At 64.5% G+C, this 12,169-nt stretch carries 10 protein-coding genes and 2 tRNA genes; 2 read left to right on the plus strand and 10 right to left on the minus strand.

Annotated features, from left to right (window positions below):
• Positions 1 to 67: 67 nt before the first annotated feature.
• A complete protein-coding gene (locus tag DQ353_RS15265) occupies positions 68 to 682 on the plus strand; it encodes a LysE/ArgO family amino acid transporter (RefSeq protein WP_113763723.1) in 615 nt (204 codons plus the stop codon).
• Between the two features lie 40 nt (positions 683 to 722).
• On the opposite strand, the gene DQ353_RS15270 is transcribed toward DQ353_RS15265, so the two are convergent.
• The 3 genes from DQ353_RS15270 to DQ353_RS15280 form a co-directional block, all read right to left on the minus strand.
• Positions 723 to 1,688, minus strand: a complete 966-nt coding sequence (locus DQ353_RS15270) for a GNAT family N-acetyltransferase (protein WP_181578424.1) — start codon at positions 1,686 to 1,688, stop codon at positions 723 to 725.
• Positions 1,689 to 2,268: 580 nt separating this feature from the next.
• Positions 2,269 to 3,132 (minus strand): rhomboid family intramembrane serine protease, encoded by an 864-nt coding sequence (locus DQ353_RS15275; RefSeq protein WP_113763727.1) that lies wholly within the window; start codon positions 3,130 to 3,132, stop codon positions 2,269 to 2,271.
• Between the two features lie 262 nt (positions 3,133 to 3,394).
• On the minus strand, positions 3,395 to 3,940 hold the full coding sequence (locus tag DQ353_RS15280) for a peptidylprolyl isomerase (RefSeq protein ID WP_113763729.1): 546 nt from the start codon (positions 3,938 to 3,940) through the stop codon (positions 3,395 to 3,397).
• Between the two features lie 257 nt (positions 3,941 to 4,197).
• Between DQ353_RS15280 and DQ353_RS21755 the strand changes: the two genes are divergently transcribed.
• Positions 4,198 to 5,106 carry a YtxH domain-containing protein gene (locus DQ353_RS21755; protein ID WP_181578425.1) on the plus strand — a complete coding sequence of 303 codons (909 nt, stop codon included), beginning with the start codon at positions 4,198 to 4,200 and terminating at the stop codon, positions 5,104 to 5,106.
• Positions 5,107 to 5,209: 103 nt separating this feature from the next.
• On the opposite strand, the gene DQ353_RS15290 is transcribed toward DQ353_RS21755, so the two are convergent.
• The 7 genes from DQ353_RS15290 to gyrB form a co-directional block, all read right to left on the minus strand.
• The gene (locus DQ353_RS15290; protein WP_113763731.1) at positions 5,210 to 6,121 is read right to left on the minus strand and encodes a DMT family transporter; all 912 of its coding nucleotides are present in this window, start codon (positions 6,119 to 6,121) and stop codon (positions 5,210 to 5,212) included.
• A 129-nt stretch (positions 6,122 to 6,250) separates the two neighbouring features.
• A tRNA-Ala gene (locus tag DQ353_RS15295) sits at positions 6,251 to 6,323 on the minus strand.
• Positions 6,324 to 6,331: 8 nt separating this feature from the next.
• Positions 6,332 to 6,448: a DLW-39 family protein gene (locus tag DQ353_RS22010; RefSeq protein WP_220094025.1), complete on the minus strand. Its 117-nt coding sequence runs from the start codon at positions 6,446 to 6,448 to the stop codon at positions 6,332 to 6,334.
• Between the two features lie 41 nt (positions 6,449 to 6,489).
• Positions 6,490 to 6,563: transfer RNA gene (locus DQ353_RS15300), tRNA-Ile, on the minus strand.
• 122 nt (positions 6,564 to 6,685) lie between these two features.
• A complete protein-coding gene (locus tag DQ353_RS15305; RefSeq protein ID WP_071216214.1) occupies positions 6,686 to 7,261 on the minus strand; it encodes a DUF3566 domain-containing protein in 576 nt (191 codons plus the stop codon).
• Positions 7,258 to 9,948 carry a DNA gyrase subunit A gene (gene gyrA / locus DQ353_RS15310; protein WP_113763733.1) on the minus strand — a complete coding sequence of 897 codons (2,691 nt, stop codon included), beginning with the start codon at positions 9,946 to 9,948 and terminating at the stop codon, positions 7,258 to 7,260. The genes DQ353_RS15305 and gyrA overlap by 4 nt, the downstream gene beginning before the upstream one ends.
• Before the next feature lie 60 nt (positions 9,949 to 10,008).
• Positions 10,009 to 12,102, minus strand: a complete 2,094-nt coding sequence (gene gyrB, locus DQ353_RS15315; RefSeq protein ID WP_113763735.1) for a DNA topoisomerase (ATP-hydrolyzing) subunit B — start codon at positions 12,100 to 12,102, stop codon at positions 10,009 to 10,011.
• Positions 12,103 to 12,169: the final 67 nt, after the last annotated feature.

A 12,169-nucleotide genomic window follows, 5' to 3' on the forward strand; every position in this document is an offset into this window, starting at 1 on the left:
ATTCTAATGGATACTAAGAATCTTTAGCTCGACACGTCTTTGGCGCAGCGCCTAGTCTCGGTTGGTGATGTTCTTCCCCTTTATATCCGGCCTGGCCACGGGCTTGTCCCTGATTGTTGCCATTGGTGCCCAGAACGCGTTCGTCTTGCGCCAGGGCATCCGACGCGAACATGTTCGCACGACGGTGTTGATTTGCATGGTGTCCGATGCCGTGCTGATTTTCGCCGGAATTGCCGGGCTTAGCGCCCTGTTGGCGGTGGCCCCGTGGTTCATTTCCGTCGCCCGGATCGGCGGGGCGGCGTTCCTGCTTGCCTATGCCTTCTTTGCGGCCCGCCGCGCCTTCAGCCCGTTGGGGATGGAGACCAGCGACGTCCTGACACCGACCCCGCGCCGCACCGTCGTCCTCACGGCCCTTGCCCTGACGTGGCTCAATCCCCACGTGTACCTGGATACCGTGATCCTGCTCGGTTCCATCGCCTCGGCCCAGGGCGAGACCGGGCGCTGGGTCTTCGGCGCCGGTGCGGCGTTGGCCAGCGTGCTGTGGTTCACCGGGCTGGGTTTCGGTGCGCGCTACCTTCGGGGGTTCTTTGCCAACCCGAGGTCGTGGCGGGTTCTCGACGCCGTCATCGCCACCCTGATGGCAGTGCTGGCCGTGTCGCTGCTGCTGCCGCTTCTGGGCTGACGGCCCAACGGGCTTCCCTTCAACTTCCGCCCCCGGTGTCTCAGCGCGCCGTGACGGTCTTTCGGTAGACAGCCCCGCTGCGGACCAGCTGGAATCCGAGCCGCTCGTAGAGCCCCCGGGCCCCCGGGGGGCTCTGGGCGTCCACCGACAGGTCCACCTTGGTGAATCCATCCTCGAAGGCCGCAGCGACCACCGTGGAGAGCACCCACGCCGCATACCCGAGGCCCCTGGCGGCCCGGGCGGTGCCCACGCGGGAAATGTACAGCTCCTTGGCGACCCATTCGGCGCCCAGCACGTGGCTGAGGGCCCGTGCCGGTCGGTTCTCTCCGTGGTCTTCGAGCAAGACCCGGGAATAGTTGCTCCTGAACGAGCGCGCACCTGTCATGGCCGCCCACTCGTCCGCGCTCTTGGGGGCCGAGCCCCAGTGGTCGGCGAATGCCTCGTTGTCCAGGACCCTGACGGCTTCGGCAATGCCGGGGGAGTAGGGAACCAGCACGGTGTCCTCCGGGACGCTGGCCGGGTGGCGATGGGGCAGGAAATCACCCGGCGCCAGGGTCATGTCCTGGAAGAAACGCGCCGGCTCATAGCCGCGTGCCATCGCCATCTCTCCGGCACTGTGCCCCGGTGCGTTTCCCCACACGTCGATGGTGTAGTCGACGCCGGGGTGTCGTTCGGCCATTTTTTCCCTGGCCCTGGCTTCAAGCACGTCCATGACCAAGGTTCCATGGCCTCGGCGCCGGTATTCGGGGGAGATTCCGCCGCCAATGGAAACTCGTCCGCGTCCGTCGCGCAGTTGCTCCCCGAGCCGGAGCTGTCCGAAACCCACCATGGTGTCGTTGTCCCACAGGCCGAGGGTGTCGCGTGCCGGATCGACGCCCGGTTCATTGAGCTCCTCCAGGAGGTCTTCGGCTTCGTAGAATTCATCGGTGTCGTCGACTGCCGCCAGCCTGTTGGTCAGATCGGTCCACGCGCCGACGTGCTCGAGGTGGATCCAGTCCTGGTGCATCGCAGTTCTCCCGTGGTGTTGTGGATTCGCGCGGCCGTTCCGGCACGGCCGCTGAAATACAGCTTTCCAGCCTTCCCCCATCCTGCACAGGTGGGCGCGGCCAAGGAATCGGGTGAAACTTAGGAACATGCTGTGCACGAAGGTTATCCACAGGTGGGGATAAGGCTGTGGGTTTCGCCTCGTTTGCACCTAGATCGCCGCACTTGCGCAGCTTCGGCCATTGTGAATTACATGTGCGTAAGTTATTAACACTGTGGATAAGCAATGTGGACAACGGGCCTCCGCAAGGCCGCGGACCCTTCCGTTTCCGCGGATCCTCGCGGATTAGGTCATACTTTCGAAGAGTGGTCCCGATCGATGTTCGAACGATGGCAAACCGCGCTGCACAGGTTGTGCACTAAGTTATCCACAGGTGTGGATGAAATTGTGCATATTCGTTGAAAACTGTCCGAAAACAGAGCGGACCGGCGTCAGCGCGGGCGCTGGAGCCGGTCCATTGCAGGTGAATTACATGGTTGTGAGTTATTAACAGTGTGGATAACCCATGTGGACAACTTTTGTCCCACTCGTGCCGATACGGCTATCCAACTCGAACGTTGACGGCCCCGTACAAAGTCAAGGCGACCAGCAACAACACCAGCAATGCTGTGCCTGCCCATTGCATCGCTGCCTGCCTGGGTCCCTTGGGCGCATAGGCCATGACGGCCGCCACCGCCGCGCCCAACACCAGCCCGCCCACGTGGGCTTCCCAGGCGATTCCCGGGAAAATGAAGCCGATGGCCAGATTGATGGCGACCAGGATGACGATCTGCATCGACTGGACACCGCGCGAACGCAACAGCACGAACATTGCCGCGAACAGCCCAAAGACCGCCCCCGAAGCGCCCAGGACCGGTACCCTCGGGTCCGTGATCAGAAGCACCGCAACCGATCCGCCCAGGCCCGCCACCAGGTACAGGGCCAGGAAGCGCAGCCGCCCCAGCATCGGTTCGAGCACGCGTCCACAGATGTACAGCGCGTACATATTGAAGGCGATGTGCCCAATGAAGGAAGTGGAGTGGGCAAAGATCGAGGTGAACATGCGCCATGGCTCGGGCTCGAAGTATCCGCTGGTGTACAAGCCCGCATAAACCAGGTGGTTGGTGAAGCCCGGGATCGTCATCTGCAGCGCGAAGACCACGGCATTGATGGCGATCAGCACGTAGGTGACGATGGGCCGGCCGTCGGTGGCCTTGCCGCCGAAGACCGTCCGGGTGCCGGGGATCTGCTTGTTGGCTTCGCGCACGCAATCCACGCATTGGGTTCCGACCGCGGCAGTCACCTGGCATTCCGGGCATGCCGGGCGGGAGCACCGCTGGCAGGTGACATAGGAGATCCGGTCGGGGTGCCTGGGGCATACCGGGGCTTGTGCGGCCTGGTTCGGGTTGGACAGTCCATAAGACATGGAAATGATGCTCCTGTGTAAGTACGTTCATGGCCCCGATCGCACGGGGCCGGTCTTTGGTTCCCTTGGCCCGCCCCTTTCGGGCGGGCCGCGGCGCCTGGCCGGTTGCGGACTTCACCTGCCCAAGGATGCAAAACGGCCCCATCCACCCACGCCGCCCACGTCATTCACTTTGCGACCGCGAGGTGAACAACAAACGAGCGGGGCGGTCGATGGGGCCGTCCACGATCAGCGGCGCACGAGGTGCGCCGGAACCACGTGCCTAGACTGCAGCGACGTCGATGCTGCTGATGACGACGTCTTCCAGCGGCTTGTCGCGGCCATCGGTCGGAACAACGTTCAGCGCGTCAACCAGCTTGCGCGAGGCCTCGTCGGTGACATCGCCGAAGATGGTGTGCTTGCCCTGCAGCCAGGTGGTCGGGATCGAGGTGATGAAGAACTGGGACCCGTTGGTGCCCTGGCCCATCTGGATTCCGGCGTTGGCCATGGCCAGCTTGTAAGGTTCGCGGAAATCAAGCTCGGGGTTGATCTCGTCGTCGAAGCGGTAGCCCGGTCCACCGGTGCCCTGGCCCAGCGGATCGCCGCCCTGGATCATGAAATCGGAGATGATGCGGTGGAAGATCGTGCCGTTGTACAACGGGGTGTTGACCTTCTCCTCGCCGCTGCGCGGGTCGGTCCAGTTCTGTTCGCCGGTGGCCAGGCCAACGAAGTTCTTCACGGTCTTGGGGGCGTGGTTGCCGAAAAGGTTGACGACGATGTCGCCCAAGTTGGTGTGGATGGTGGCTGTGTGCGTTGGGATTGCAGTCATGCAGTCATTCTTCCATGAGCGCTTGAACCGCCGCTGCGAATGGCTACGCGCTCAGTGAACACGGCTACACGTTTGTATATATGCCGGGCAGGTAATGGCCGCAAGCCAAGTGGAGGTCGTAGGCTGGGACGAAGCATCCGAAACGATCAAAGGGGTTCACTGTGAAGTCAGAACGTATCGCTCGAGACTTTGGTGAAAGTGTTGCCACCGGTGCCGAACAGGCATTGGATTGGGCAGCACCAAAGGTGGACACGGCAGTGAAGTGGGCCGTTCCGCGCATAGAAAAAGGCATCGAGACGGCAACCCCGAAGATCCAAGAGGGCTTGAACTGGGCTGCACACGAGCTGTCCGAGACCGTTGCCAAGGTCAGCCCGCTGCTCCAGGAATCCCTTGAAAAGGTGGGCCCGCGGCTCTCCGCAGCCATTGACGAAGCCACCCCGCGGGTCCAGAAGGCCGTTGACCGCGCCACCCCGGCACTGAACGAGGCCATCGAGAAGGCAGCGCCCGCGCTCAGCCACGCCCGCGACGTCGTGCTGAACGAATACCTGCCGACCGCCAACGAAAAAATCGGCCAGGCGGCCCAGTTCACCACCCGCAAGCTTGAACAGGCCAAGTCCTCCGAGGCGCTGCACCAGGTCGCCGACAAGCTCACGCCCAGTGCCGAAACAGTCCAGCGTCTCCAGAACACGGCAAGTGCCGCAGCCGGGACCGTCAGCAAGGAGATTGAAAAGGTGCAGAAGCCCGCGAAGAAGAAAAAGGGCTGGCTCGTCGTTGCCGTCATTGCCGCGGCCGGTGCAGCCGCAGTAGCCGCCTGGCGCGCGTCCAAGCCCATCGACGACCCGTGGAAGACCCCGGCACCGGTGGAACCGACCACCGTTCGCGCCAGCGGCCCGGTGGATGTCCCGGCAAGCGTCGAAGAGGTCCGCGAGGAAGTGGCCGCGTCCGCGGCGCAGGCCAAGGCCAATGTCGCCGAGGCAACCGAGGCCGCCAAGGAGACGGTGGCCGAGGCCAAGGAGAAGCTTTCCGAGAAGGCCGAGGAGCTGTCCGAGGCCGCCACCACCGCCAAGCACAAGGCCGAGGCCGCCGGTGACGCGGGCAAGGCCGCTGCCGACGAGGCCGCCACCGGGGATTCCTCCCCGAAGCCGGGACCGCGCACCAAGAAGTAGCTCGTCTTCGCGGGATCGGACGCCGATGCCACGGGAACAAGAACCAACCACAGGGCAGCACGTGCCCCGTGCGCAGCCTCGGGGAACCCCGGGGAGCGTCGGGTCAGGTGTTGCCCTGTTCCTTTGCCAGCGTGCCGGTGCGGGTCGCGGCACGGGCTTGGGCGTGGCCCTGCCCCCGCACCACGAAGAACAGCCCCGCAAGAATGATGACCAGCCCCGCGACGGTGCCCGCCGGCAGGACCTGTCCCAGGAACAACGCTGCAAGCAGCGCGGCGCCGGGGATCTCCAGCAGGATCAAGGTCGACACCGTCAACGGCCCCAGCGACGTCAGCAAGTGGTTCAGGGCCGTGTGCCCCAGGACCTGGGAGCACAGCGCCAACGCCAGGATGCCGATCCATCCGTTCAGGCCGAATCCCCACACGGGGGCGCCCGTCAGCAGGCACATCACCAGCAGCAGGACCGAGGTCATCCCGTAGCAGATGGTCGTGTAGGAACTGGTGCTCATCGTGGCCCGGGCCTTGGAACCGGAAAGCGTGTAGGAGGCGGCCAGTACCCCGCCAATGAGCGCCAGCCCGTCGCCGATCAGCGCCTCGGTCCCCGACCCGATGTCGAACCCGGTGATCACCACGACCCCGGCGAAGGCCAGCAGAACACCCACTCCCACGCGCCAGCCGTACTTGGTTCCGCGCAGCGACTGGAACATGGCGATCCATGCGGCCTGCAGGCACACCAGCGCCGTGGACGCCGCGACGGTGGTCATGCGGATCGAGGTCATGAAAAAGGCGAAGTGCAGGGCCAGCGAGAGTGCCGCCAGGGCGGTCCAGCCCCATTCCTGGCGCCGCAGCCGGCCAAAGGTGCGCCGCTCGTTCACCAGCGCGGGAACGGCCATGACGGCCGTGCCCACGGCGTTGCGCCACAGGGCCATCGACAGCGCAGGGACGGCGGGAAACGCGGCTATGAGCGGCCCTGACGCGGCAACACCCAGGACGCCCACGAGGGCCAGGAGAAAGGTCACCCAACCACTCTATGGGGTTTTGCGGCCCCTCCCCGAAAGGTGTGATGGGGGACGACGGTCCCAAAAAGTGGGCGGACCGAACTTAAAGCGAAAAGGTCCGGAACAAATGTTCCGGACCTTTTCCTTCGGTGGAGACTAGGGGGGTCGAACCCCTGACCTGAAGCTTGCAAAGCTACCGCTCTACCAACTGAGCTAAGTCCCCGTATGAATTCAGTTTACCTTATCGGTACCCCGACTCCAGGTGGCCTTTTCGGCCGAAGATTCCTTGTATTTCCGATAACCAATAATGCCTGCGGCCACTGCCACCAACACCAGAAACTTCCGCATGGGAATTTTCCTTTCACCTACCGGTCGGACGAGGGAATCCGTGGGCGTACCTGGACTTGAACCAGGGACCTCTTCGTTATCAGCGAAGCGCTCTAACCGCCTGAGCTATACGCCCTCTTTGTTCCCGCTGGGAACGAGATAAAACTTTACCCGAGAAATGGCCAAAGAAACAAATCGGCCCTCGAGGCACCCTTCACAGGGGGCCCCGAGGGCCGATTCTTGGCGTGTTTCCGCGAATTAATCGTCGGTCAAGGTCACACCGATGCCGCCAACCAGGGTCGAGGAGAGGTTGTAGAGCACCGCGGCGAGCATCGAGAGCGCTGTGAGCAATACCACATTCACCACGGCGATGATGGTGGCGAACGAGGCGACCTGGCCGAGGGACGCGATCTTCATCAGGTCGAATCCGCCTTCGGTGCCGACGATCTCGCCGACCAGGCCGTTGATCGACGCGAAAATCCCGGTCAAATCAAGCACCGACCAGAAGACCACTGAAGCAACCACGGTCACGATGCCCAGGGCCACCGAGAGCAGGAACGCCATCTTCAACACCGACCAGGGGTCGACCTTGGAAATGAGCAGGCGGGCCTTGCGGACCTTGGCCTTGGGGGCCGGGCGAACCAGCTGCTGCGGGCGCGGCGCCCCGGGGCGAGGAGCTCCTGCGGGTCGCTGCTGGGCACCTGCGGGGCGCGGTGCCGTGCCCGGTCGCGGTGCTCCTGCGGGACGCTGGGCGCCTACGGGTGCCTGTCGTGGCGGTGCGGGACGGGTGCCACCAGTGCCGCCCGCCGGGCGGGGCGTATTCGGGGTGCTCACGCGTTACCTCCGTCGTTGGTGGCCTCGTCGTCATGCCCAAGGTTTTCCTCGGTTCCCGCAGGGTTTTCTTCACCCGGCAGGGCCTCGGAGGCCGTTTCTTGTGTCTTTTCCGCGTTCAACGGTACTGCATCTTCCTCGGGATTCTCTCCGAGGCCGCGTTCGGTGTTCTTCGCAACGGCGATGATGCGGTCCTTCTTGTCCGGCTTGGCAAAGATCACGCCCATGGTGTCGCGACCCTTGGCAGGAACCTGCGAAACGTCGGAACGGACGACCTTGCCGCCCTCCATGACCACCAGAACCTCGTCCTCATCATTGACAATCAGTGCGCCAACGAGGTCGCCGCGGTCCTCGGCGAGCTTGGCAACCTTGATGCCGATGCCGCCGCGGGACTGCACGCGGTATTCGTCCACGGAGGTGCGCTTGGCGTAGCCGCCCTCGGTGACGACAAACACATAGGAATCCGCGGAAACCACGTCCGCGGCGAGCAATTCATCCTCGTTTCGGAACTTCATGCCGGTCACGCCGCTTGTCGCGCGTCCCATCGGGCGCAGTGCCTCGTCGGTGGCGGTGAAGCGCACCGACTGGCCCTTGCGCGAGACCAGCATCAGGTCGTCGGTCTCGGAGATCAGCTGCGCGGAGACGAGTTCGTCGCCTTCGCGCAGGTTGATCGCGATGACCCCGGCGGTGCGGTTGGTGTCGTAGTCGGCCAGGCGGGTCTTCTTGACCAGGCCGTTGCGGGTGGCGAGCACCAGGTACGGGGCCTGCTCGTAGTTGCGCAGGTCAAGGACCTGGGCAATGTGCTCATCGGGCTGGAAGGCCATCACGTTGGCCACGTGCTGGCCCTTGGCATCGCGGCCGGCCTCGGCGAGCTCGTAGCACTTGGTGCGGTACACGCGGCCGTGGTTGGTGAAGAACAGCAGCCAGTTGTGCGTGGTGGTGACGAAGAAGTGCTCGACCACGTCGTCCCCGCGCAGCTGTGCGCCCTTGATGCCCTTGCCGCCGCGGTGCTGCGAGCGGTAGTTGTCGCTCCGGGTGCGCTTGACGTAGCCGCCGCGGGTGATGGTGACGACCATTTCCTCTTCGGGGATCAGGTCCTCGACGCTCATGTCCCCGTCGTAGCCCATGAGCACCTTGGTGCGGCGGTCGTCGCCGTGCTTCTCAACGATCTCGGCGAGTTCCTCGGAGATGATGGTGCGCTGGCGCTGCGGGTCTGCCAGGATCGCCTTGTATTCGGCGATTTCCAGCTCGAGCTCGGCGTGCCGGTCCTGGATCTTCTGGCGTTCCAGTGCCGCCAGGCGGCGCAGCTGCATGTCCAGGATGGCCCGGGCCTGCAGCTCGTCGATGGACAGCAGCTCCATCAGCCCGTCGCGGGCCGCCTCGGTGGTGTTGGAGCGGCGGATCAGCGCGATGACTTCGTCCAACGCGTCCAAGGCCTTGAGCAGGCCGCGCAGGATGTGCGCTTCCTCCTCGGCCTTGCGCAGCCGGTAGGCGGTGCGTCGGGCGATGACTTCCATCTGGTGGTTGACCCAGTGGCGGATGAACGCGTCGATGGACAGCGTGCGCGGCACCCCGTCGACGATCGCGAGCATGTTCGCGGAGAAGTTGGACTGCAGTTCGGTGTGCTTGTACAGGTTGTTCAGCACGACCTTGGCCACTGCATCGCGCTTGAGCACGATGACCAGGCGCTGGCCGGTACGACCGGAGGTTTCATCGCGCAGATCCGCGATGCCGGCGACCTTCCCGTCCTTGACCAGCTCGGCGATCTTGACCGCAAGGTTGTCCGGGTTGGCCTGGTAGGTCAGCTCGGTGACGACCAGGCAGGTGCGTCCCTGCAGTTCCTCGACGGAAACCACCGCGCGCATGGTGATCGAGCCGCGGCCGGTGCGGTAGGCATCGGAGATGCCCTTGGTGCCCAGGATCATCGCTCCGGTGGGGAAGTCCGGGCCCTTGATGCGCAGCATCAGGGCCTCGAGCAGTTCCTCGCGGGAAGCCTCGGGGTTTTCCAGGTACCACTGGACGCCGGAGGCGACCTCGCGCAGGTTGTGCGGCGGGATGTTGGTGGCCATGCCCACCGCGATCCCGGCCGAGCCGTTGACCAACAGGTTCGGGAAGCGCGCCGGCAGGATCGTGGGTTCCTGGTTCTTGCCGTCGTAGTTGTCCTGGAAGTCGACGGTGTCTTCGTTGATGTCCCGGACCATTTCCATGGCCAGCTGTGACATCTTGGTTTCGGTGTAACGCGGGGCGGCGGCGCCGTCGTTGCCCGGAGAGCCGAAGTTGCCCTGTCCCAGGGCCAGCGGGTAGCGCATGGTCCAGTCCTGGATCAGCCGCACCAACGCATCGTAGATCGAGGTGTCGCCGTGCGGGTGGTACTGGCCCATGACCTCGCCGACGACGCGGGCACACTTGTTGTAGGAGCGGTCCGGGCGGTAGCCGCCGTCGTACATCGCGTAGATCACGCGGCGGTGCACGGGCTTCAGGCCATCGCGCACGTCCGGCAGCGCGCGTCCCACGATGACCGCCATGGCGTAGTCAAGGTAGGAGCGCTGCATCTCGGTCTGCAGGTCGATCTGGTCGATCTTGTCGTGGCCGGTCCTGACCTCCACGGCGTCGTCGATCACCGCACCCTCGATGGGTTCGCCGGTGCCTGCGGTGTTGTCCTGCGGGTTTTCGGGAGTCTGATCGCTCATCGATTTCTTCCTCTAGTCAAAAAGTCTGTGTCTGAAACGCGTGTCGGCGGCGGGGCTGGACTAGATGTCCAGGAAGCGCACGTCCTTGGCGTTTTGCTGGATGAAGTTTCGACGTGATTCGACGTCCTCGCCCATCAGCACGGAGAAGATCTGGTCCGCGGCGGCGGCGTCGTCCATCGTGATCTGGCGCAGCGTGCGGTGCTCGGGATCCATGGTGGTGTCCCAGAGTTCCGAGTAGTCCATCTCGCCCAGGCCCTTGTAGCGCTGGATGCCGTTGTCCTTGGGCAGGCGCTTGGACTTCGCGGCGCCGGTGACCAGCGCGTCGTCGCGTTCCTTGTCCGAGTACACGTATTCGTGCGGGGAGTTGGACCACTTGATGCGGTACAGCGGCGGCATCGCCAGGTACACGTAGCCGTTCTCGATCAGCGGGCGCATGAAGCGGAAGAGCAGGGTCAGCAGCAGCGTGGTGATGTGCTGGCCGTCGACATCGGCATCTGCCATCAGCACGATCTTGTGGTACCGCAGCTTGGCCATGTCGAATTCCTCGCCGATGCCCGTGCCGAACGCGGTGATCATGGCCTGGACCTCCGCATTGCCCAGCGCGCGGTCCAGCCGTGCGCGCTCGACGTTCAGGATCTTGCCGCGCAGCGGCAGGATGGCCTGGGTGTGCGGGTTGCGTCCGCGCTTGGCCGAGCCGCCTGCGGAGTCGCCCTCCACGATGAAGACCTCGCACTCGGCGGGGTTCTTCGAGGAGCAGTCGGAGAGCTTGCCGGGCATGCCGAAGGACTCCAACGGGGACTTGCGTCGGGCGTTGTCGCGGGCCTTGCGGGCGGCCATGCGCGCCTGCGAGGCCAGCAGTGCCTTGCGGATGATGTCGCGTGCAGTGTTCGGGTTGCGCTCGAGCCAGTCGCCGAGCTCGTCGTTGACCACGCCCTGCACGAAGCCCTTGGCCATCGAGTTGCCCAGCTTGGTCTTGGTCTGGCCCTCGAACTGCGGTTCGGCAAGCTTGACGGAGATGACGGCGGTCAGGCCCTCGCGGATGTCGTCGCCCGTGAGATTGTCGTCCTTTTCGCGCAGGATCGTCTTCTCCCGCGCATAGCGGTTGATCAGCGAGGTCATCGCGGCGCGGAAGCCCTCTTCGTGGGTGCCGCCCTCGTGGGTGTTGATGGTGTTGGCGTAGGTGTGCACCGACTCGGAGTATGAGTTGGTCCACTGCATCGCCACCTCGACGCTGATTCCCTTGGACGTGTCCTCGGATTCGAAGGCGATGACGTCCTCGTGGACGAGCTCGACCTTCTTGGAGGAGTTCAGGTGCTTGACGTAGTCCAGCAGCCCGTCCTTGTAGAGGTAGTCCACGACGCGGTGCTTCGGGGCGGCGTCATTGGCCTCGTCGGCGTCGGTGGCGATCTCGTCGCCGTCCTCGGCCAGCGTGCGCTCGTCCGTGAGGGTGATGCGCAGGCCCTTGTTCAGGAATGCCATCTGCTGGAAGCGGGCCCGCAGGGTCTCGAAGTCGAAGTCGATCGAGTCGAAGATCGATGCGTCCGGGTAGAACGTCTGGATGGTGCCGGTGGCCTCGGTGGCCTCGCCCTCGATGAGGGTGCCCTGGGGCTTGCCGCCGTCCGCGAAGGACATGCGCCAGACATGGCCCTGGCGGCGGATCTCGGTGTCCACGCGTGAGGAGAGGGCGTTGACGACGGAGATGCCCACGCCGTGCAGGCCGCCGGAGACCGCGTAGCCGCCGCCGCCGAATTTGCCGCCGGCGTGCAGGATGGTCATGACGACCTCGACGGTGGGCTTGCCCTCGGTGGGGTGGATGTCCACGGGGATGCCGCGGCCGTTGTCTTCCACGCGGACGCCGCCGTCTTCGCGCAGGGCGATCTTGATGTGGTCGCAGTGCCCGGCCAGTGCCTCGTCGACGGAGTTGTCCACGACTTCGTAGACCAGGTGGTGCAGGCCGCGCGCCGAGGTGGAACCGATGTACATGCCGGGGCGCTTGCGCACCGCTTCGAGGCCCTCAAGAACCGTGATGTCCTGGGCGCCGTAGGTGTGTTCCACCCTCCCGTTGACATGCTCTTCCGCCGGCGGGGCAGCGGGGGATTCGTCGGCCTGGACGGAATCGATTGGTTCCTGGGGTGTGGTGTTATCGGTAGACACAGGTGCTACAGACTCCTCAAACAGTGGAAGGCCGAACACCGAAGGTGTCCGATCATGAACCAGCGTC

This window comes from Arthrobacter sp. AQ5-05 (genome assembly GCF_003287975.1).
Classification (GTDB): domain Bacteria; phylum Actinomycetota; class Actinomycetes; order Actinomycetales; family Micrococcaceae; genus Paeniglutamicibacter.